Source organism: Janibacter massiliensis, assembly GCF_900289115.1.
Lineage (GTDB): Bacteria > Actinomycetota > Actinomycetes > Actinomycetales > Dermatophilaceae > Janibacter_A > Janibacter_A massiliensis.
This window is the reverse complement of the sequence record NZ_LT985196.1, coordinates 2,251,553-2,272,335: the sequence shown is the minus strand read 5'-3', so window position 1 is coordinate 2,272,335 and position 20,783 is coordinate 2,251,553. Positions and strand designations below refer to the sequence as shown.

The following is a 20,783-nucleotide window of genomic DNA, read 5'->3' as shown; positions in this document are numbered from 1 at the left end:
GTGCGGCTCGACGACGCGGCGTGGACGAGCCGCTGGCGTCGCCGGTCGGTCGCCGAGAAGTCCGTGCTCTGCCTCGGGCTGCTCCTCGTCGCCGCGACGACGGGCTCGCCGCTCGTCGCCGCCCTCGTCGGGGCCGTCGTCACCACGCTCGCGCTCGGTGTCGCCCGGGTGCCGGCCCGGGCGTGGGGGGCCGCGCTCCTGGGGCCGCTGGCGTTCGTCCTCGTCGGGGCGCTGACCATCGCCGTCACCGTCGGCGGGCCGACCGCCGACGACCTCTGGCGGGCGGGGCCGGTCGGGATCACCCGCGCCGCGGCGGGATCGGCCCTCCTCGTGGCGCTGCGGGCCACGGCCGCGACGAGCGCGCTGCTGCTGCTCGCGGCGACGACCCCGGTCGTCGAGGTGATCGCCGGCCTGCGGCGGGCGGGTGTCCCCGACGCCGTCGTCGACGTCGCGGCCGTCACCTATCGGATGATCTTCGGACTGCTCGACGCCGCCCGCGCCATCGGCGAGTCGCAGCGCGGCCGCCTCGGCTACGCGACGGGTCGGGCCGCCCGGCGCTCGATCGGCGGGCTCGTCGCGGCCGTCCTCGTCCGCGCGTGGGTGCGAGCCGGTCGGCTCGAGGACGGCCTCGCCGGGCGTGGCGGGGTCGCCTCGGTCCCGCTCGTGCCCGCCCGTCCGGTCTCGATCCCCTTCGTCCTCGCCGCGGCCGCGCTCGTCACCGGGCTCGGCGTGGCCTCGGCCGCGGAGGCCCTGCGATGACGCACCGGCTCGGCTCGTGGTCGCCGCCCGACGACGCCGCCACCGCCCTCGCCGCCCGCGGTGTCCACGCCGGCCACCCCGGCGTGCCTGACGTCCTCGACTGCGTCAGCGCGAGCATCGGCACCGGGGTGCGGACGGCGGTCCTCGGTGCGAACGGCTCGGGCAAGACGACGTTGCTGCGCGTGCTCTCCGGGGCGCACCGGCCGCGCGAGGGGCACGTCGTCACCGGCGGCGAGGTGCTGCGCCACGACCGGGCGGGCCTGCGCGCCCACCGGCAGCGGGTCCAGCTCGTCGCGCAGGACCCGGACGACCAGCTCTTCAGCGCCGACGTCCGCGCCGACGTCTCCTACGGCCCGACGAACCTCGGCCTGCCGGCCGACGAGATCGGCCGGAGGGTCGACGAGGCGCTCGCCCTGCTCGCCGTCACCGACCTCGCGGAGCGCCCGGTCCACCACCTGTCCTTCGGGCAGCGCAAGCGCGTCGCGATCGCCGGCGCGCTCGCGATGCGACCGGCCGTCCTGCTCCTCGACGAGCCGACGGCGGGCCTGGACCCGGCCGGGGTCGACGAGATGCTCGCCGCGCTGGCCACGCTCGAGGCGCACGGGACGACGGTCGTGCTGTCGACGCACGACGTCGATCTCGCGTGGGCCTGGGCGGACGAGGTGCTGCTCGTCGCCGACCACGTCGTCCACCAGGGCAGCCTCGTCGACGCGCTCACCGACGAGCCGCTGCTGGCCGCCGCCCGCCTGCACCTGCCCTGGCCCGTGGCGCTGCTGCGGCGGCTCGGGATCGCGCTCGACCCCCTCGACCCGCCGCGGACGGTCGAGCAGGTTGCGGCGCGGCTCGCCGGATCGGCGTCGCCGGTCGCGGCCCCCGACCCGGGAGCGCGCCCGATCAGGGCCTGATCGACCGCGGGGTCCACACCCGTCCGTCGGGGGTGACCATCGTCGTCGACGCGCCGACGACGACGAGGCAGCCCATGTCGACCGCCTCGACGTCGAGCTCGCCGAGCGTCGTCACCGTGACCGACTCCTGCTCGCGCCCGACGTGGCGGGCGACGACGACGACCCGCTGCGGGCCGACCACCTCGACGAGGAGGTCACGGGCGCGTCCGAGGGTGTCGGGGCGGGAGCGGGAACGCGGGTTGTACAGCGCGACGGCGACGTCCCGGGTGACGAGCGCGGCGAGCCGGTCGGCGAGGACGTCCCACGGCTTGAGGTTGTCGCTGAGGTTGACCAGGGCGTGGTCGCCGCCGAGCACGGCCCCGACGAGCGCGGACGCGGCGTGCGCGGCGGTGACGCCGGGGTGGACGACGACCGGCACGTCGAGGTGCCCCGGGTCCTCGGCGGCGGCCTCGCGGGCCTCGAAGACCGCGGTGGCCATGCCGAAGACCCCGGCGTCGCCACCACTGACGACGGCCACCGACGCACCCGACCGGGCCAGGTCGAGGGCGAGGCGAGCCCGGTCGAGCTCGACGGTGTTGCCGCTGGCGTGGCGCTGCAGGCCCTCGCGCTGCGGCACCCGCGCGACGTAGGGGGCGTAGCCGACGACGTGCTCGACCTGCGCCAGCACCGCGCTCGCCTCGGGGGTGAGCCACCGCTGCGGCCCCGGGCCGAGCCCGACGACGTGGACGGTCCCCGGCGTCCCGGCGGGGACCTTCGCGGCCGCCGGCACGGTGCCAGCCACCGTGGCCGCGACCGCCGACCGGCCCGCGGCGTCGGCCCGCAGGTCCCCGCCGGGGACGACGACGATGGACATATACGGGACGCTGTCGGCGTCGACCTCGGCGACCGGCAGGACCCGCTGGCCCTCGCGGCTCGCGCCCTCGACGTACACCGCCCGCTCGAGCGCCCCCGCCTGCCGCAGCGCCTCGCGCACCGCCGCGAAGGTCCGGCCGAGCTTCATGATGACGGCCGCGTCGGTGTCGGCCAGCCGTCGGGCGAGCTCGGCCACCGGCAGGGTCCCGGGCAGGACGGTGAGGGTGTCCTCGTGGCGGCACAGCCCCGTGCCGACGGCGGCGCTCGCGGCGGCCATCGCCGTGATGCCGGGCACGACCTCGGTCGGGAAGTCCTCCCGCAGCGCGTCGTGGACGTACATGAAGGAGCCGTAGAAGAGCGGGTCCCCCTCGGCGATGACGACGACGCTCCGGCCCGCCGCCAGATGCGCGCGCAGGCGCTCGGCGCACTCGGCGTAGAAGTCGGCGAGCGCGCCGTAGTAGCCGCCGGGGTGGTCGGTCGTCCCGGTCGTCACCGGGTACACGAGCTCCTCCTCGACGACCCCGCCCCGCACGTGCGCGGCCGCGATGGCGCGAGCGGTCGAGGACCGGTGGGCGGCCCGGTGGTAGGCGAGGACGTCGGCGCTCTCGATGAGACCCGCGGCGCGGAGGGTGATCAGGCCCGGGTCGCCCGGGCCGACCCCGACGCCGTAGAGGTGGCCCGGGAGGGCGCGCTCGGTCCCGCTCATGCGAGCTCGTCCGGGTGCGCGAGGGCGTTGAGGGCGGCGGCCGCCATCGCCGAGCCGCCGCGTCGGCCGTGGACGACGACCCACGGCACGGTGCCGCCGGGCAGGGTGTGCTCGGCGAGCGCGACCTTGCTCTCGGCCGAGCCGATGAAGCCGACGGGCATCCCGACGATCGCTGCGGGCCGGGGGGCGCCGTCGTGGAGCATCTCGAGCAGGTGGAACAGGGCGGTCGGGGCGTTGCCGATGGCGACGACCGCGCCCTCGAGCCGGTCGCCCCAGAGCGAGACGGCCGCCGCGGCGCGCGTCGTGCCCCAGGCGCGGGCGAGCCCGGGCACCTGCAGGTCGCGCAGGGTGCACACGACGTCGTTGTCGGCCGGCAGCCGCCGGCGGGTGACGCCCGAGGCGAGCATGTGGCTGTCGGTGAGGATCGGTGCGCCGTCGGCGAGGGCGGTACGGGCGGACCGCACGAGGTCCTCGCTCACGGCGAGGTCGGGGAGGATGCCGGTGTCCCCGGCGGCGTGCGCGACCCGGGTGGCCACGCCGTGGAGGTCGGTGGGCACGGACGAGAGGTCGAGCTCCGCGCGGATCGTGGCGAAGCTGCGCCGGTAGATCTCCTGGCCGTCGCGGACGTAGTCGTACCGCGGGGTGGGCGGCTGGAGCAGGGTCATCGGGCCCTCGTGGGCGTGGCGGATCGTTGGGCGGCGGTGACCTGCGCCGCGCTCGCGGGGCGCAGGACCTGCACGTAGAGGCGGGAGGGGTGGCCGCACGCGCGCTCGCACCCGATGACGTGGACGGGCGGACCGTCCGGGTCGAGCCCTGGCTCCGAGGCACGAGCGATGTCCTGGGTCGGGACGTCGGTGCGGGCGCAGCCGGGGGCGCCGGTGCACGCGCTCACGACGGTCCACGGGGAGGTGGGGTCGAGGACGAGACCGACCTCGGCGAGCCGGGCGGCCGCGTGCTCGGCGGCGGTCGGGACGACGATGCTGCGCCACGGGGTCACCTGGACCTCCGGCGCGACGTCGGCGAGAGCCGCGACGTGCGCGGGCTCCAGGAGGCCGAGCGGGACGTGGGCGACGAGCGCGTCCCCGTGCCGACCCGGCGCGGGCGGGGCGCCGACCTCGGCCACACCTGAGCGGGGAAGGCACGCCTCGGGCAGGACGGCGGCGCGCGCCTGCTCGTCGAGGTCGGCGATGTTCCACGTCCGCTCGTCGGGGCGCAGCCGGAGGAAGCGGGTCAGCGCCTCGGTGAGGACGACGACCGCCTCCTCGAGCGGACCGGTCCACGCGCGACCGGCGGTGACGACGTGGGCCGTGCGCTCCCCGGGATCGACGACGAGGGCGACGTCGTGCGGCGTGCCGAGCGCCGGGCCCCCAGGCCGCGCGACCGCGAGGAGGAAGCGCCCCGGCAGCGCGGCGAGCTCGGGCCGGGCCAGGAGCGCGGCGTCGAGCCGGTCGACGACCGGGCGCAGGTCGGGTTCGAGCGGGTCGGCGACGATGTTGCGCGCCCGCTCGTGCGAGTCCGAGGGGATGGTCCCGGTCGCGGCCAGGCCCGCGACGAGCTCGGCCGGCTGCGGGTCGGGCAGGCCGCGCACCTGCACGCTGCCGCGGGAGGTGAGGGTGATCCGCGGGTCCCCCCAGCGCGCGGCGAGCTCGCTGACGCGCCGCAGCACGGCGGTGGCGACCCAGCCGCCGGGCAGGCGCAGCCGGACGATCGCGCCGTCGGCGGAGACGAAGGGGGACAGCGCCCCCGGGCACCGGTCGCCCCCGGAACGGGTGGCGGCACGGCCCGGTGGCGTCGAGGTCACGGCGGTGGAGCATACGCGTCGACGCTCCGGCGACCGGGCGCCCGGGAGACGGCCGCAGGGGTCCGCCTGCTCTAGGGTGCTGCCTGGCCGCCGCGGCGGAACCCGGTGCGAGTCCGGGACGGTCCCGCCACTGTGAACGAGACGTTCTCGTGAGTCAGACACGCCGGGGTGGCTGGCCCACGACCCCGTGGTGCCCCGCCGACCGCGGGCCGAGGCAGCCCGCTCCAGGAGACCCCGTGCCGAAGCTCGCCCTGCTGTCCACGTCCGACACCGACCTGCTGAGCGCGCGCGCCGCGGCGGACCGGGGCGCCGACTGGGTCGTCGCCAACCCGTCGCGACCGGGTCACACGGACATGGGCGAGATCCTCGACTCCGCCGACGTCATCGTCGCCCGGATCCTCGGCACCCCCGACGACCTGTGCAGCGGGTTCCGGCGGCTCGCGGCGCAGGGCGCCCGGCTCGTCGTCGTCGGCGGCACGCTGGAGCCGGACGCCGCCCTCATGGAGCTGTCGACGGTGCCGGCCGGCGTCGTCGCCGAGGCCCACCGCTACCTCGCCGAGGGCGGGCCGGCCAACCTCGCCCAGCTGCACGCCTTCCTCGGCGACACGCTGCTGCTCACCGGCGAGGCCTTCGAGCCGCCGACGGCGCTCCCGCAGTGGGGCGTCCTCGAGCGCGAGGAGCCGGCGCCCCCGGCCGACAGCCGCGCCCGGCCGAAGGTCGGCGTCCTCATCTACCGCGCGCAGTACGCCGCGGGCAACACCGCGTACGCGCACGCCCTCGCCGACGCGATCGACGCTGCCGGCGGCCACGGCGAGGTCATCCACGCGGCCTCCCTGCGCGACGCCCCGCAGGACCTCCTCGACCATCTGGGGACCCTCGACGCGCTCGTGACGACCGTCCTCGCCGCGGGCGGCACCCGACCGGCGGCCGCCGGCGCGGGGGAGGACGACGAGGCGTGGGAGGTCGAGAAGCTCGCCGCGCTCGACATCCCGATCCTCCAGGGGCTGTGCCTCACGTGGAGCCGCGCCGACTGGCAGGCCTCCGACGACGGGATGAGCCCGCTCGACGTCGCGACGCAGGTCGCGGTCCCCGAGTTCGACGGGCGGCTCATCACCGTCGCCTTCTCCTTCAAGGAGATGGACGAGCAGGGTCTGCCGCGATACGTCGCCGACCCCGAGCGGGCCGAGCGGGTGGCGCGGATCGCCGTCAACCACGCCCGGCTCCGGTCGACCCCGCCGCAGGAGCGGAGGATCGCCGTCGTCCTCTCGGCGTACCCGACGAAGCACTCGCGGCTGGGCAACGCGGTCGGCCTCGACACGCCCGTGTCGACCATCCGCCTGCTGCGGGCGCTGCGCGAGGCGGGCTACGACCTCGGGGACGGCTTCCCCGGGATGGATCCGCTGCCGGAGGTCGAGGGCGAGGCGCCCGACACGACAGCCGGCAACGCGCTCATGCACGCGCTCATCGCCGCCGGCGGGCAGGACGAGGAGTGGCTCACCCAGGAGCAGGTCGAGGGCGCCCAGGTGCGGATCCCTGCCGCGACCTACCAGCCGTGGTTCGACGCGCTGCCCCAGGAGCTGCGCGAGGGGATGACCGAGCACTGGGGGCCGGCGCCCGGTCGGGTGTTCGTCGACGACACGCGGGACCCGGCGGGGGAGATCGTCACCGCCGCCCTCGTCCGCGGCAACGTCGTCCTCCTCGTCCAGCCGCCGCGCGGCTTCGGGGAGAACCCCATCGCCATCTACCACGACCCCGACCTGCCGCCCACCCACCACTACCTCGCGACGTACCGGTGGATCGAGGAGGAGTTCGGCGCGCACGCCGTCGTTCACGTCGGCAAGCACGGCAACCTCGAGTGGCTGCCGGGCAAGAACCTCGCGATGTCGCCCGCGTGCGGGACGGACGCCGCGCTGGGGAACCTCCCGCTGATCTACCCCTTCCTCGTGAACGACCCCGGCGAGGGGACCCAGGCCAAGCGCCGCGCGCACGCGACCGTCGTCGACCACCTCGTCCCGCCGATGGCCCGCGCCGAGTCCTACGGGGACATCGCCCGGCTCGAGCAGCTGCTCGACGAGTACGGCAACGTCACTGCGATGGACCCGGCGAAGGCCCCGGCGCTGCGCGGCGAGATCTGGCAGCTGCTGCACGCCGCGCAGATGCACGTCGACCTCGGCCTCGAGGACGTCGACCTCGACGACGCCGACGGCTTCGACGAGCTCGTCATGCACGTCGACGGGTGGCTGTGCGAGATCAAGGACGTGCAGATCCGCGACGGGCTCCACGTCCTGGGCCAGGCCCCGGAGGGGGACGAGCTCGTCAACCTCGTCCTCGCCGTCCTGCGGGCCTCGCAGATCTTTGCGGGGCAGGTCGGAGCCGTGCCGGGCCTGCGGGCGGCGCTCGGCCTCGTCGAGGACGCCTCGAGCCGCGAGACCGACGACGTCGAGGCCCGGGCGCGCCGCCTCGTCGAGGGGCTCGCGGCGGCGGGCTGGCAGGCGGAGGCCGCGGCGGACGTCGTCGCCGAGGCAGAGCCGGACCTCGCTGCAGCGCCGGCCGCCGAGGTGGCCCGGGTGCTCGCCTTCGCCGCGACGGAGGTCGTGCCGCGGCTCGCCGGCACGGCGCGCGAGATCGCCGTCGTCCTCCACGCGCTCGACGGCGGCTACGTCCCGGCGGGGCCGAGCGGGTCCCCGCTGCGCGGGCTGGTCAACGTCCTGCCGACGGGCCGCAACTTCTACTCCGTCGACCCGAAGGCGATCCCGTCGCGGCTGGCGTACCAGACCGGCACGGCCATGGCCGACTCCCTCCTGGCGCGGTACCGCGAGGAGACCGGCGAGCTGCCGCGCTCGGTCGGACTGTCGATGTGGGGGACGTCCGCGATGCGTACGTCCGGCGACGACATCGGCGAGGTCCTGGCGCTGCTCGGCGTCACGCCCGTCTGGGACGAGCAGTCCCGCCGGGTGACCGGTCTCGAACCGATCCCGCTGGCCGAGCTCGGCCGACCGCGGATCGACGTCACCGTCCGGATCTCCGGTTTCTTCCGGGACGCCTTCCCCCACGTCATCGCGCTCCTCGACGACGCCGTCGCGCTCGTCGCCGGGCTGGAGGAGGACGACGCCGACAACTTCGTCCGGGCGCACGCCCGGGCCGACGAGGCGGAGCACGGTGACGCCCGCCGGGCCCGCACCCGGATCTTCGGCTCGAAGCCCGGCAGCTATGGCGCCGGTGTCCTCCAGGTCGTCGAGTCCGGGAACTGGCGCTCGGACGACGACCTCGCGCAGGTGTACACCGCGTGGGGCGGGTACGCCTACGGTCGGGACCTCGACGGCGCACCCGCCGCCGAGGACATGGAGCGCACCTACCGGCGCATCCAGGTGGCGGCGAAGAACGTCGACAACCGCGAGTCGGACATCCTCGACTCCGACGACTACTTCCAGTACCACGGCGGGATGGTCGCCACCGTGCGGGCGCTGACGGGCCAGGAGCCGAAGGCGTACGTCGGCGACTCGACCTCCCCCGACCAGGTCCGCACCCGCACGCTGCAGGAGGAGACGAACCGCGTCTTCCGCTCGCGTGTGGTCAACCCGCGCTGGGTCGCGGCGATGCAGCGCCACGGGTACAAGGGCGCCTTCGAGCTCGCCGCGACCGTCGACTACCTCTTCGGCTTCGACGCGACTGCGGGCGTCGTCCACGACTGGATGTACGACCGGATCGCCCGCGACTACGTCCTCGACCCGGTCAACCAGGAGTTCATGCGCCGGGCGAACCCGTGGGCGCTGCGCGGGGTCGTCGAGCGGCTGTCCGAGGCCGCCGACCGCGGGCTGTGGGAGGAGCCGGACCCCGAGGTCGTCGCGCAGATGCAGCAGGTCTACCTCGAGATCGAGGGCGACCTCGAGGACGACGGGGACGGGGCGTGACCGAGGAGGGCTCGCGCTACCCCCGCCCCGTGCCGTCGGTCGGGGACGACTCGAGTGCCGCGCAGCGCGCCGCCGACCCCGCCGGCTGGGCGATGGGCGAGGACGTCGTCGAGGCGCTGCGCCGGGTCGTCGGGGCGCGGCGGGACATCCGCCGCTACCGGCCCGACCCCGTTCCCGAGCACCTGCTGCGCGCCGTCCTCGAGGCCGGGCACGCGGCGCCGAGCGTCGGGCACTCCCAGCCGTGGCGCTTCGTCGTCGTCACCGACCCCGGGACCCGCGCGCAGGCCGCGCACCTGGCCGACCGGGCGCGGCTGCAGCAGGCGGCGGGCCTGCTGCCCGACCGGGCCGCGCGGATGCTCGACCTCAAGCTCGAGGGGCTGCGCGAGGCCCCGGTCGGGGTCGTCGTCGCGTGCGACCGCCGCACCCCTGCCTCGGGCGTCCTCGGGCGGGCCACCTTCCCCGACGCCGACCTCTGGTCGTGCGCGACGGCCATCGAGAACATGTGGCTCACGGCCCGCGCCCACGGGCTCGGCATGGGGTGGGTCACCCTCTTCGAGCCCGACGAGCTCGCGGCGCTGCTGCACCTGCCCGAGGGCGTCGAGACGCTCGGCTGGCTGTGCCTGGGCTGGCCCGACGAGCGCCCACCGGAGCCCGGGCTGCAGCGCGCGGCGTGGAGCCGAAAGCTCCCGCTGGACGACGTCATCGTCCGCGAGCGCTGGGACGCGGCGGACGCCCCGGTGCCGGCCGCGTCGCACCTGGCCCCCGGCCCGAGCGCCGACCGGCTCGTCGCGGCGACCGACGAGGCCGACGCCCTGCTGTCCCCGCCGGAGTCGCTCGGCGTCCTCGACCGGGCGGCCAACCGCGTCGTCGCGCTCGGTGGGGCCGACCTCACCTCCGGCACGCTCGTCCTCGTCGGCGCCGACCACCCCGTGACCGCCCACGGCGTGAGCGCCTACCCGGCGAGCACGACCCGCGACGTCCTCACCGCGAGCGTCGAAGGGACCTCGCTCGGGGTGGCGACCGCCCGCGGCGCGGGACTGGCGACGCTCGTCGTCGACGCCGGCGTCAGCGGCGACCCGCTCGCCGGCGCCCGGGTGCACCGTGGGGTCGGGGAGCGGGGCGACCTCCTCGAACGGGATGCGATGACCGAGACCGACACGCGCGCGCTCGTCGCCGCCGGCGAGGGGATCGGCGCCGAGACCGCGGCGCGCGGGCTCGTGTGCCTCGGCGAGGTCGGCATCGGCAACACGACCGTCGCCGCCGCTCTCGCGTGCGCACTGCTGGGGCTGCAGCCGGAGGACGTCGTCGGTCTCGGCGCCGGCTCCGACGCGGGGATGGTCGAGCGGAAGCGCGCCGTCGTCGAGGGTGCCCTCGCGCGGCTGTCGGGGGAGAGCGACCCGCTGCGCCTGCTCGCGGCGCTCGGTGGCCCGGAGATCGCCGTGCTCACGGGCGTCGTCCTCGGCGCCGCGCGTGCCGGTGGCGTCGTCGTCCTCGACGGGCTCGCGGCCTCCCTGCCCGCGGTGGTCGCCAGCCGCCTCGAGCCGGGGGTCCAGGGGCACCTCATCGCCGGTCAGGTGAGCAGGGAGAAGGCGCACGCCCTCGTGCTGCGCGAGCTCGGCCTCGAGCCGCTGCTGTCGTTGCGCCTGCGGTCGGGAGAGGGCGTCGGTGCGTGCCTGGCCGCCTCCCTCGTCCTGCAGACGCTCGCGATGCGTCGGGTCGTCGCGCGGACCCGCTGAGGCGCGTGCTCAGCCGGTGCGGGTGGGCAGCAGGGCGTAGACGTCCATGACCCAGCCGTGCCGCTCGCGCAGCCGGGCGCGGAGGGTGACGATCTCGTCGATGACGTCGGCGAGGCGACCGCGGCGCAGCTCCTGCTGGGGCATGCCCACGTAGGCGCCCCAGACGATCTCGGCGTCGGGGTCCTCGGCGACGAGCTCCCGGCACGCGAGGTGGCCGTCGAGCATGACGACGACCGTGCCGAGGTCGATCCCGGCCTTCGCCGCCCGGCGCCACTGCTCGACGAGCCGGCGCCCGGTCGTCACGTGGACCGGCTCGCCGATCCGGTGCAGCACCACCCCGTGGGCGGCCGCGAGCGCCTGGAACGCCGAGATCCCCGGGACGACGGTGACCTCCGTGGCCATCCGCTCCCCGATCGCGTCGACGACGCGGATCGTGCTGTCGTAGAACGCCGGGTCGCCCCAGACGAGGAAGCCGACGACCGCGCCGTCGGGCAGGGACGCGATCTCCTGCGCGTAGCGGTCGGCCCGGGCGGCGTGCCAGTTGCGGACCCCGGCGGTGTAGGCCTCGCCGCGGCGGGGGGCGTCGGCACCGCGCTGCGGGTCGGGCACGGCGCGGATCTCGTACTCGCGGCCCTCGGGGACGAAGCGCTCGCAGATCGACCGCCGGAGCGCGACGAGCTCGTCGGTGCTCTCGCCCTTGTCGGCGACCAGGAAGACGTCGACCTGCGCGATGGCCGCGGCGGCCTGGGCGGTGACGTGCTCCGGCGAGCCGGCGCCGATCCCGATGACGTGGATGCGGCGCGTCGTGCTCATGCGCGTCCCTTCGTGGTGAGGTCGAGGATGCCGTCGACGTCGACGTGGGCCTCGAGGGCGTCGGCGAGGGCGTCGATCATCCCCTCCCGCCGGCGGGCGAACGGGGGAGCGTCGCGGCAGGGGGTCCACGACGAGCCGGTGCTCGCGGCGACCTCGGTGAGCAGTGCCCGGCGGAAGTCGTCGCACTCGAGCGTGCCGTGCCAGATGGTGCCCGTGGTCGACCCGACCCGGTGCCCGCCGGGGACCTGTTCGCCGCCGGCCGGGGAGACGACGCCGTGGTGGATCTCATACCCCTCGACGGGGTGCCCGCGCCACGTCCCGCGCGGTCGGGCGAGGACCTTCTCGGGGCCGAAGACGACACGTCCGGGCAGGAGGTCGAGCCCGGCCACGGGTCCGCTCGCGCCGCCGTCCTGCTCGACGTCGTCGACGATCTCGGACAGGAGCATCTGGTAGCCGCCGCAGATGCCCAGGACGGGGGCGCCGCGGCGGTGGCGGTCGGTGACGGCGGCGGCGAGGCCGGTCGAGCGCAGCCACTGAAGGTCGGAGACGGTGGCCCGCGAGCCCGGCAGGACGACGAGGTCGGCCTCGCGCACGAGCGCGGAATCACGGGTGACCCGCACGTCGACCCCGGGCTCGGCGGCGAGGGCGTCGACGTCGGTGGCGTTCGAGGTGCGCGGCAGCCGGACGACGGCGACGAGGAGCCGCGAGCTCTCATCGCTCCCGTCGTCGGTGCCGCTGCCCGTGCCCGCCGAACCCCAGGCCCCGACGGAGAGGGCGTCCTCGGAGTCGAGCCACACGTCCGTCAGCCACGGCAGGACCCCGAACGAGGGCATCCCGGTCCGGGCGGTGATCTCGGCGAGCCCCGGCGCGAGGATGTCGGCATCGCCGCGGAACTTGTTGATGACGTAGCCGCGCAGCATCGCGCGGTCGGCGTCGTCGACGAGCGCCCACGTCCCGTAGAGGGCGGCGAGGACCCCACCGCGGTCGATGTCGCCGACGAGGATCGTCGGGAGGTCGAAGCGGCGCGCGAGCCCGAGGTTGACGTAGTCACCGGCGCGCAGGTTGATCTCGGCGGGGGAGCCGGCGCCCTCGCAGACGACGAGGTCGACCTGCGACTCGAGCTCGGCGTACGCCGCGAACGCGGCCTCCGCGAGGTGCGTGCGGCCCGTGGCGTACTCGCCGGCGCGCAGCTCGCCCGCCGGACGACCGCGCAGGACGACATGGGCGCGCCGGTCGCTGCCCGGCTTGAGGAGGACGGGGTTCATCGCCGAGGTCGCCTCGAGCCCCGCGGCCTGCGCCTGGAGGTACTGCGCCCGCCCGATCTCCGTGCCGTCGCGGCAGACCATCGAGTGGTTCGACATGTTCTGGGCCTTGAACGGCGCGACGCGCACCCCTCGGCGGGCGAGGGCGCGGCACAGCCCGGTGACGACGAGGGACTTGCCCGCGTCGGAGCTCGTCCCGGTCACCAGCAGCCCACTCACAGCCGGGGAGTCTAGGCACGGGCCGATCGGCGGCTACGGTGCCGCCGTGCCCCGCCCCCTCGTCCTCCACCTCGTCCGTCACGGCGAGACGACGTGGCACCGGGCCGGTCGCGTGCAGGGCCAGTGGTCCGGGCCGGGCGAGCCGGTGCTCACCCCAGCCGGGCTGGAGCAGGCCCGGGCGGCGGGGCGGGAGCTGCGTGAACGGGTGGACGCCGGTGCCGTGCGCATCGTATCGAGCGACCAGACCCGGGCCGTGCAGACCGCGGAGGTGCTCGCGCGCGAGCTGGGCGAGGTGACCGACCCGGTGCGGCTCGACCCGGCGTGGCGCGAGCAGCGCCTGGGGTCGCTCGAGGGGCGGGTCGCGGCCGAGCTCGTGGCCGAGCCGGTGCCCGACGGGCTCGACGTCAGCGAGGTCGCGTGGGGCGGCGGGGAGTCGATGCGGGCGGTCCACGAGCGGGTCGCGGTGTGGCTGCGCACCGAGGTCGCCGGGCTCGGGCCGGGCGACCTCGTCGTCGTCAGCCACGAGCACACGATCCGGGCCGCGCTCGCCGTCCTCGCCGATCGCGGGTGGCGGGACATCGACTGGGACGCCCCGGTCCCGACGGGGTCGGTCCGCTCCGTGCCGTCGCACCGCTGACCCCAGCGGCTCCGACGTCCCCGCAGCCCGCGTCCCCGGCGGGCGTGGGGCGCCGGGCTAGAGTGACCTGCCGATCCGGCCCCGGACCGCCCACGGAAGGCCCTCATGAGCCCGCAGCCCCTCGTCGCCGCCGCCGACGGATCCGCCATCGGCAACCCGGGACCGGCCGGCTGGGCCTGGTACGTCGACGACGAGCACTGGGCGTGCGGCGGCTGGGACCACGGCACGAACAACATGGGCGAGCTGTGGGCCGTCCTCGACCTGCTCCGCCAGACCGCGCACCTCGACGTCGAGCTGAAGATCCTCTGCGACTCCCAGTACGTCATCAACTCGATCACGAGGTGGATGCCGGGCTGGAAGGCGAAGGGCTGGCGGAAGAAGGACGGCAAGCCGGTCCTCAACGTCGAGATCATCCGGGCGATCGACGAGGCGATGACCGGACGCCGGGTGTCCTTCGAGTGGGTCAAGGGCCACGCGGGGCACGCGCTCAACGAGGAGGCCGACCGGCTGGCCAACGGCGCCGCCCGCGCCCATCAGGCCGGACGCACCCCCGAGCCGGGTCCGGGCTTCGCCGGCGCGCCCATGGCGGTGGCCGCGCCGACGGCACCACCGGGGTCGCCCGTCGCTGGCTCGGGCGCGAGCGACGTCCAGCCCGCGCTGTGGGACGAGGACGTCGAGCCGGACGACGTCGAACGGGTCGTCGCGCTCCAGCGGGAGCTGCTGCGCGACGAGATCCGCGCGGATGCCACCGAGCTCGCCCGGCTGCTCCACCCGCGCTGGGCCGAGATCGGCGCGAGCGGCCGCCTCCTCGACCGGGACGAGGTCGTCGCCGGCCTGCCGCCGACGGGTGCCGAGCTCGAGGTCGTCCGCGCCGAGCGGATCGGCGACGACACGATCCTCCTGCTGTGGCGGGCGGTCGGCGCCCGGGGCGCCAGCCTGCGCTCGTCCCTGTGGATCCGCGAGTCCGGCCGGTGGCGCCAGCTCTTCCACCAGGGCACCGTCGAGGACCAGGGCGCGGTCGACGCGTGAGACCGGGACCGGACGCCGGTGCCTGACCTCCTCTGGCTCGTCCTCGCGGCCTTCGTCGCGGGCTGGATCGACGCGGTCGTCGGCGGTGGGGGGCTCGTCCAGCTGCCCGCGCTCGTCCTCGGGCTGCCGGGCGCGACCCCCGCCCAGCTCCTCGCGACGAACAAGGTGTCCTCGATCCTCGGGACGACGACGAGCGCGGTGACCTTTCTCCGTCGCGTCCGCACCGACCTGCGGACCGCGCTGCCGATGGCCGCCGCGGCGTACCTCGGCGCCGTCGGCGGCGCGCTCATCGGCCTGCACATCCCCAAGGACGCCTTCACCCCGATCGTCCTGCTGCTCCTCGTCGTCGTCGGCGCCCACACGCTCCTGCGCCCGTCGCTCGGGGGCGAGACGAGCCTGCGGTTCGAGGGGGCACGGCACACGACCGCCGCCGTCCTCGTCGGGCTCGGCATCGGGGTGTATGACGGCGCCCTGGGGCCCGGGACGGGCTCGTTCCTCGTCTTCGCGCTCGTCGGCCTCGTCGGGTACGCGTTCCTCGAGGCCTCGGCCAAGGCGAAGATCGCCAACGTCGCGACGAACCTCGGGGCGCTCACCGTCTTCGTCCCCGGTGGGCACGTCCTGTGGACGGTCGGCCTGGCCATGGGCGCGGCGAACGTCGTCGGCGGGTACGTCGGCGCGCGCACGGCGATCGCGCGGGGCAGCGGGTTCGTCCGGGCCGTGTTCCTGCTCGTCGTCGGCGGTTTCGTCGTGCGCCTCGGGGGAGGACTGCTCGGCTGGTGGTGACCGCGGGTGGGGTCAGTCGCAGCCGTCCGGGCCGCACGACGGCCCGGGTTCGAGGTCGAGCCCCGTCAGCGGCGACGCCAGCAGGGGCGGGGCGGCGTCCTCGTGCGCGCCGACGCAGGCCGCGGCTCCGTCGCCCGTCATCCGCTGCGCGACGGTGAGGGCCCAGCCGGCGAACCGCGGAGCGCGGCGGACGGTCCCGGCCATCTGGTCGAGCGCGGCGCGCGCCTCGTCGCTCCGGCCGAGACCGGCCAGGGCGCCCGCGATCGCGCTGATCCCGCACGGCTCGGCGTTGTCGGTGTCCGCACGGGGGCGGAGGAACAGGCGCTCGCCGTCGTGCGGGGTGTCGAACCACGTGCCGTCCCCGTCGCGGAAGCCCTCGACCGCGAGGCCGACGATCCGAGCGGCCGCCGCACGCCACCGCGGCGCGTCCTGCGGGTCGGCCGTGGCGAGCGTGAGGAGCCCCTCGGCGAGGTTCCCGTGGTCCTCCAGCAGCCCGGGCGCCTCCGAGACGACCCCGCCCAGGGACGTCCGCCGCAGCCGCCCGTCGACGAGGTGGAGGTCGAGCACCGTCACCGCCGCGGTCCTTGCGGCCTCGACGAGCTCGGGTCGCTCGAGCAGTCGCCCGGCGTCGGCCAGACCCGCGATCGCCAACCCGTTCCACGCGGTGACGACCTTGTCGTCCCGGGCGGGCTGCGGCCGCTGCGCCCGGGCGGCGCGGAGGCGGTCGCGGACGTCCGCCCACCACGCGGGGTCGTCGGGGTCCTCGCGGAGCTGGAGGGTCGAGGTCCCGTGCTCGAACGTCCCTCCTTCGGTGACGGACAGCAGCCGGGCGGCCCGCGCGCCGTCGTCGGGCCCGAGCACCTCGACGAGCTGCGCCGGGGTCCACACGTACGTCGCGCCCTCGACGCCGTGGGTCCCGCCGCGCCCGTCGGGCACCGTCGTGTCCGCGTCGAGCGAGCTGGCGTACGCGCCCTCGTCGGTGAGCAGGCGGGTCTGGAGGAAGTCGGCGCACATCAGCGCCGTCGACACGAAGAAGGCCGAGCCCGTGGTCGCCGCTGCGACGGCGTAGACCCGCAGGAGGAGGGCGTTGTCGTAGAGCATCTTCTCGAAGTGCGGCACGACCCAGTCGGCGTCGACGGAGTAGCGGGCGAAGCCGCCCTCGAGCTGGTCGTGGAGCCCGCCCCGGGCCATCGCGTCGAGGGTGCCGGTCGACAGGCGCCCGGCCTCGTCGTCGTCGCTGGCGGACCGCTCGAGGAGCCACGCCAGGCACATCGACGGCGGGAACTTCGGGGCGCCGCCGAAGCCGCCCGCCCGCTCGTCGTAGCCGCGGGCCAGGAGGGGCACCGCGTCGTCGAGATCACCGGGGGTCAGGGCCGGGAAGCTCGACGGCCGCGCGGCCTGCGCGAGCTGGTCGGCGATGGACCGCGCCGAGGAGGTCACCCGCTCGCGGTCCTCCTGCCACGCCGTCGAGGCGGCGTCGAGGAGGCGGAGGAAGCCCTCGCGCGGCAGGTAGGTCCCCGCGAAGAAGGGATCCCCGTCCGGGGTGGCGAGCACGGTCATCGGCCAGCCGCCGGACCCGGTGAGCGCCGTCGTCGCCTGCATGTACGCCGCGTCGACGTCGGGCCGTTCCTCCCGGTCCACCTTCACGGCGACGAAGCCCGCCCGCAGCCGCTCGGCGACCTCGCCGTCCTCGAAGGACTCGTGCGCCATGACGTGGCACCAGTGGCAGGCGGCGTAGCCGATCGACACGAGCACCGGGACGCCCCGCTCCCGCGCCTGCGCGAACGCCTCGGGTCCCCACTCGAGCCAGTCGACGGGGTTGTCGGCGTGCTGCCGCAGATAGGGGCTGAGGGAGTCGGCGAGGCGGTTCGTCACGCCCCCACCTGATCACGGGGACCCCGGACGACGCCACACCCGCCCGGGCGGGCTCGAGGAGCCCGATCAGCCGGTCGCGAGCCCCGGCAGGGCGGACGGGCGTCCCCCGAACCTCACCCGCGCCGCCTCGAGCGTCGCGAGCCAGGCGGCGACCTCCTCGCGGTGGCGACCGGCCCGGGCGGGCTCGATCGAGACGAGCAGCCGACCGTGCGTGGACAGGGCTCGCTCCAGCGCGGTCCGGGTCGCCGTCCGCGCGGTCTCTGGGCCGTCGATCTCCGTCGCCGGGCGACCGCCGAGCGGTTCCGGGTCGGCGTCACCCGGCAGTGCGGCCTCCTCGCGTGCAGCGAGGGCGGCGAGCTCGTCCCGCAGCGCCAGGTACGGCCGGCGGGCCGGGGCGTCGGCGGCCCTCCCACCGGTGGGGATCGGCCCGGCGACCCGCGCCGCCGCGACGTCGGCGACGAGCTGCGCATCGCGGGTGGCCTCGAGCGCTGCGGCGATGGTCCGCCCGAGACCGGGGACGGCGCGCGGGGTCCGGCCCAGCGCCCGCTCGAGGGCGGCGGGGGAGTCCGCGAGCTCCGCGGCACGCACGCTCGCGACGACGCGCGCGCTCGCGCCGGTGCTCGCGGTGAGCGCCCGCCCCGTCGCCGTGGCCCGCCCAGCCGTGGCGGTGGCGTCGGCGACGACCGACCCCGGCACCCCGTCGGCGACGAGCGCGCGGGCGAGCGCGTCCGCCCGGACAGCGGCGACGGCTCCCCCTGACCCGCGCAGGGCGGCCAGGAGGGCGAGCAGCTCGGCCTCGGCGGGCACCGGGGTGCGACGCGGGAGGAACGGGACGTCGGGCGCGTCGTCCTCCAGCCGGACCCCGCACCCGCCGACCGTCCCGAGCCCGGCCCAGAGGCCGACGAGGGTCGCGGAGCGCAGCGCGTCACGGCGGGTCGGGCGGCTCACGCCCGGGATCCTCCCACGTCGGCCGAGATCAGGGCCCGTCGGCGGCGTGCCGACGGGGACGACCGGCGGTTAGGGTGGGCTCCCACCTTCCCAACTCCACACGAGGTCGCCATGAGCACGCCCGAGGCTGTCACCGAGCTGGTCGCGGCATCGCTGGCGGCGCTCGACCTCGTCGTCGAGGATGTGACGATCACCCCCGCCGGCGCCCGGCGCGTCGTGCGCATCGCGGTGGACCGCGCGCTCCCGCCCGCCACCGGCCCCGTGACGGAGGCCCCCGCACCGGTCGACCTCGACGCGATCGCCGACGCCACCCGGGTCGTCTCCGACGCGCTCGACACGACCGACGTCCTGGGGTCCCAGCCCTACACCCTCGAGGTGACCACCCCCGGCGTGTCCCGCCCGCTGACGAGCCCGGAGCACTTCCGCCGGAACATCGGACGGCTCGTCGCCGCCACCGCCGCCGGGAGCACGACGACGGGCCGGCTCACCGTCGTCGACGGCGACCGCATCACCCTCGTCGTGCCCGCGACGAAGAAGACCCCCGAACGCACCGTCGAGCTCGACCTCACCGCCCTCGAGCGGGCCCGCGTCGAGGTCGAGTTCACCCGCCCGACCCCCGAGGAGGACTGAGATGGACATCGACGTCGCCATGCTCCGCGCCCTGGAGCGTGAGAAGGACATCCCGCTCGACGTGCTCGTCGACGCGATCGAGGCGGCGCTGCTCGGGGCGTACCTGCGCACCGACGGCGCGCATCGCGCCGCGCGAGCCGAGCTCGACCGCAAGACCGGCCACGTCGTCATCTGGGCGCGTGAGGAGACCCACGTCGAGCTCACCCCCGACGAGGTCGAGGCCATCCGCGCCCAGCGCGGCGAGGACGACGAGCGCCAGCTCCCGACCACCCGCAAGGTCCTCGGCGAGGAGTTCGACGACACACCCTCCGACTTCGGCCGCGTCGCCGCCGCGACCGCCCGGCAGGTCATCGCGCAGCGGATGCGGGACATCGAGGACGAGGCGATCCTCGGCGACTTCAAGGGTCGCGAGGGTGACATCGTCGCCGGCGTCATCCAGCAGAGCCCGAACCCGCGGCACGTCACCGTCGACTTCGGCACCGTCGAGGGGATCCTTCCGCTGGCCGAGCAGGTCCCGGGGGAGACCTACGAGCACGGCACGCGCATCCGCTGCTACGTCGTCTCGGTCAAGCGGGGGCTGCGCGGGCCGGAGATCACCCTCTCGCGCACCCACCCGAACCTCGTGAAGAAGCTCTTCGAGCTCGAGGTCCCCGAGATCGCCGACGGCAGCGTCCAGATCGCGGCCCTGGCGCGGGAGTCGGGGCACCGCACGAAGATCGCCGTCCGCTCCAAGGTCCCCGGCCTCAACGCCAAGGGCGCGTGCATCGGACCGATGGGCCAGCGGGTCCGCGCCGTCATGGCCCAGCTCGGCGGCGAGAAGATCGACATCGTCGACCACAGCGACATCCCGCAGGAGTTCATCGCCGCCGCGCTCTCGCCGAGCAAGGTCGTCTCGGTGACGGTCGTCGACCCCAAGCTGCGCTCGGCGCGGGTGGTCGTGCCCGACTACCAGCTCTCGCTCGCCATCGGCAAGGAGGGGCAGAACGCGCGCCTCGCGGCGAAGCTCACCGGCTGGCGGATCGACATCCGGCCGGACACCGAGCCGGCGGCCGGCGACCCGGGCAGCGCCGGCGACGCGCACCACACCGCACCCTGATGGGTGGGCGCGGCCGGCGCCCGGTTAGACTGACCGATGCCGACCGGGCTGGAACCCGGGCGTCGGGACCCGTCCGCACCTGCGTGGGATGCCGCCGTTCGGATAGCCGGTCGGTGCTGCTGCGAGTGGTCGCGGAGCGTGGAGCCGACGGGTTGATCGTCGCGCGCCCCGATCCCGGCCGCCGGCTCCCCGGGCGCGGGGCCTGGTTGCACGACCGGGCCGAGTGTCTCGAGCTGGCCGAACNGTCAGGGGCCGGGGGGTACGCCGTCGGGTCGGCCCCTGACCCCGGCGCGTCGGCGTACCCCGCCTCGCCAGCCGCTGCTCCGGTGCCGGAGTCGCCCTACCAGCAGGCTCCGTACCAGCAGGCTCCGAGCGCTCCCGGCGCGCAGTACCCGGGACCCGCGGCCAGCGGGTACCCCGGTCCGTACGGCTCGGGCACGGCCCCGACGCAGATGGCTGCCGACCCCCACCGGGGCATGGCGCTCGGCGGCACCATCGCCGGCGGGATCGGCATCCTCTTCGCCTGCTGCTGCACCCCCGTCGGGCTGGTGCTGGGCGTCGTGGGCGCCGTCCTGGGCCACATGGCCCTGTCGGCGATGAAGAGCTCCGGCGTGACGACGAGCAAGGAGCTGGCGACCGCCGCGGTCGCTGCCGGCTGGACCGCTGTCGGGCTCAACGTGGTGATGGCCATCCTCGGCGTGATCCTCAACCTCGGGAGCGCCTTCGGGGGCCTCGACACGATCGGCAGCTAGTTGTTGCTGGCCATAACGTTGTGGTCACGTAGGAAGGTCGCGGCAGGAGGCTCCGCCTCTGCGCGCGTC

At 75.9% G+C, this 20,783-nt stretch carries 17 protein-coding genes, 1 pseudogene and 1 riboswitch; of the genes and pseudogenes, 11 read left to right on the top strand and 7 right to left on the bottom strand.

What is annotated here, in order from left to right; genetic code table 11:
* Positions 1-759, top strand: coding sequence for a cobalt ECF transporter T component CbiQ (gene cbiQ, locus DAA34_RS11090; RefSeq protein ID WP_106819333.1), 759 nt, complete (start codon positions 1-3; stop codon positions 757-759).
* Complete coding sequence (locus DAA34_RS11085; protein WP_106819331.1) at positions 756-1,664, top strand: energy-coupling factor ABC transporter ATP-binding protein; 909 nt, start codon at positions 756-758, stop codon at positions 1,662-1,664. Before cbiQ ends, DAA34_RS11085 begins: the two co-directional genes overlap by 4 nt.
* Here the strand turns inward: DAA34_RS11085 and DAA34_RS11080 are convergent.
* The 3 genes from DAA34_RS11080 to DAA34_RS11070 are packed head-to-tail and all read right to left on the bottom strand — an operon-like array spanning position 1,654 to position 5,023.
* Positions 1,654-3,222, bottom strand: coding sequence for a precorrin-2 C(20)-methyltransferase (locus tag DAA34_RS11080; RefSeq protein WP_106819329.1), 1,569 nt, complete (start codon positions 3,220-3,222; stop codon positions 1,654-1,656). The two genes, DAA34_RS11085 and DAA34_RS11080, sit on opposite strands and share 11 nt — an antisense overlap.
* Positions 3,219-3,887 carry a precorrin-8X methylmutase gene (locus DAA34_RS11075; RefSeq protein WP_106819327.1) on the bottom strand — a complete coding sequence of 223 codons (669 nt, stop codon included), beginning with the start codon at positions 3,885-3,887 and terminating at the stop codon, positions 3,219-3,221. The genes DAA34_RS11080 and DAA34_RS11075 overlap by 4 nt, the downstream gene beginning before the upstream one ends.
* Positions 3,884-5,023, bottom strand: a complete 1,140-nt coding sequence (locus DAA34_RS11070) for a cobalamin biosynthesis protein CobG (protein ID WP_106819325.1) — start codon at positions 5,021-5,023, stop codon at positions 3,884-3,886. Before DAA34_RS11070 ends, DAA34_RS11075 begins: the two co-directional genes overlap by 4 nt.
* A 97-nt stretch (positions 5,024-5,120) precedes the next feature.
* A riboswitch (cobalamin riboswitch) is annotated at positions 5,121-5,185 on the top strand.
* Positions 5,186-5,259: 74 nt separating this feature from the next.
* Here DAA34_RS11070 and cobN point away from each other — a divergent pair.
* Together cobN and bluB are read left to right on the top strand one after the other, a co-directional pair.
* Positions 5,260-8,934 carry a cobaltochelatase subunit CobN gene (gene cobN, locus DAA34_RS11065; RefSeq protein WP_106819323.1) on the top strand — a complete coding sequence of 1,225 codons (3,675 nt, stop codon included), beginning with the start codon at positions 5,260-5,262 and terminating at the stop codon, positions 8,932-8,934.
* On the top strand, positions 8,931-10,670 hold the full coding sequence (gene bluB / locus DAA34_RS11060) for a 5,6-dimethylbenzimidazole synthase (RefSeq protein WP_234354220.1): 1,740 nt from the start codon (positions 8,931-8,933) through the stop codon (positions 10,668-10,670). The genes cobN and bluB overlap by 4 nt, the downstream gene beginning before the upstream one ends.
* A 9-nt stretch (positions 10,671-10,679) precedes the next feature.
* On the opposite strand, the gene cobF is transcribed toward bluB, so the two are convergent.
* Together cobF and DAA34_RS11050 are read right to left on the bottom strand one after the other, a co-directional pair.
* Positions 10,680-11,483 carry a precorrin-6A synthase (deacetylating) gene (gene cobF / locus DAA34_RS11055; protein WP_106819321.1) on the bottom strand — a complete coding sequence of 268 codons (804 nt, stop codon included), beginning with the start codon at positions 11,481-11,483 and terminating at the stop codon, positions 10,680-10,682.
* A complete protein-coding gene (locus DAA34_RS11050; protein ID WP_106819319.1) occupies positions 11,480-12,964 on the bottom strand; it encodes a cobyric acid synthase in 1,485 nt (494 codons plus the stop codon). The genes cobF and DAA34_RS11050 overlap by 4 nt, the downstream gene beginning before the upstream one ends.
* 46 nt (positions 12,965-13,010) lie before the next feature.
* Here DAA34_RS11050 and DAA34_RS11045 point away from each other — a divergent pair, with 46 nt between their 5' ends.
* From DAA34_RS11045 to DAA34_RS11035, 3 genes are all read left to right on the top strand, one after another.
* A complete protein-coding gene (locus DAA34_RS11045) occupies positions 13,011-13,601 on the top strand; it encodes a histidine phosphatase family protein (protein WP_158707722.1) in 591 nt (196 codons plus the stop codon).
* 105 nt (positions 13,602-13,706) lie between these two features.
* Positions 13,707-14,630 carry an RNase H family protein gene (locus tag DAA34_RS11040; protein WP_106819315.1) on the top strand — a complete coding sequence of 308 codons (924 nt, stop codon included), beginning with the start codon at positions 13,707-13,709 and terminating at the stop codon, positions 14,628-14,630.
* An 18-nt stretch (positions 14,631-14,648) separates the two neighbouring features.
* Positions 14,649-15,413, top strand: coding sequence for a TSUP family transporter (locus tag DAA34_RS11035; RefSeq protein WP_106819313.1), 765 nt, complete (start codon positions 14,649-14,651; stop codon positions 15,411-15,413).
* Between the two features lie 12 nt (positions 15,414-15,425).
* Here the strand turns inward: DAA34_RS11035 and DAA34_RS11030 are convergent, their stop codons facing one another.
* Both DAA34_RS11030 and DAA34_RS11025 read right to left on the bottom strand, forming a co-directional pair.
* Positions 15,426-17,288, bottom strand: coding sequence for a thioredoxin domain-containing protein (locus DAA34_RS11030; RefSeq protein ID WP_106819311.1), 1,863 nt, complete (start codon positions 17,286-17,288; stop codon positions 15,426-15,428).
* 66 nt (positions 17,289-17,354) lie between these two features.
* Positions 17,355-18,236, bottom strand: a complete 882-nt coding sequence (locus tag DAA34_RS11025) for a hypothetical protein (RefSeq protein ID WP_106819309.1) — start codon at positions 18,234-18,236, stop codon at positions 17,355-17,357.
* A 111-nt stretch (positions 18,237-18,347) separates the two neighbouring features.
* Between DAA34_RS11025 and rimP the strand changes: the two genes are divergently transcribed.
* From rimP to DAA34_RS12555, 4 genes and pseudogenes are all read left to right on the top strand, one after another.
* Positions 18,348-18,866: a ribosome maturation factor RimP gene (gene rimP, locus DAA34_RS11020; RefSeq protein ID WP_106819307.1), complete on the top strand. Its 519-nt coding sequence runs from the start codon at positions 18,348-18,350 to the stop codon at positions 18,864-18,866.
* A gap of 1 nt (position 18,867) precedes the next feature.
* Complete coding sequence (gene nusA / locus DAA34_RS11015) at positions 18,868-19,962, top strand: transcription termination factor NusA (RefSeq protein ID WP_106819305.1); 1,095 nt, start codon at positions 18,868-18,870, stop codon at positions 19,960-19,962.
* A pseudogene (locus DAA34_RS12560) lies at positions 19,962-20,195 on the top strand (YlxR family protein); the annotation flags it as partial. The gene nusA and the pseudogene DAA34_RS12560, both read left to right, overlap by 1 nt.
* A gap of 93 nt (positions 20,196-20,288) precedes the next feature.
* Complete coding sequence (locus DAA34_RS12555; RefSeq protein ID WP_234354291.1) at positions 20,289-20,714, top strand: DUF4190 domain-containing protein; 426 nt, start codon at positions 20,289-20,291, stop codon at positions 20,712-20,714.
* Positions 20,715-20,783 lie beyond the last annotated feature (69 nt).

Coding starts and splice junctions, on each gene's coding strand:
- DAA34_RS11085 (WP_106819331.1), top strand. CDS start 756: ATGACGCACCGGCTCGGCTCGTGGTCGCCGCCCGACGACGCCGCCACC.
- DAA34_RS11080 (WP_106819329.1), bottom strand. CDS start 3,222: ATGAGCGGGACCGAGCGCGCCCTCCCGGGCCACCTCTACGGCGTCGGG.
- DAA34_RS11075 (WP_106819327.1), bottom strand. CDS start 3,887: ATGACCCTGCTCCAGCCGCCCACCCCGCGGTACGACTACGTCCGCGAC.
- cobF (WP_106819321.1), bottom strand. CDS start 11,483: ATGAGCACGACGCGCCGCATCCACGTCATCGGGATCGGCGCCGGCTCG.
- DAA34_RS11040 (WP_106819315.1), top strand. CDS start 13,707: ATGAGCCCGCAGCCCCTCGTCGCCGCCGCCGACGGATCCGCCATCGGC.
- rimP (WP_106819307.1), top strand. CDS start 18,348: ATGAGCACGCCCGAGGCTGTCACCGAGCTGGTCGCGGCATCGCTGGCG.
- nusA (WP_106819305.1), top strand. CDS start 18,868: ATGGACATCGACGTCGCCATGCTCCGCGCCCTGGAGCGTGAGAAGGAC.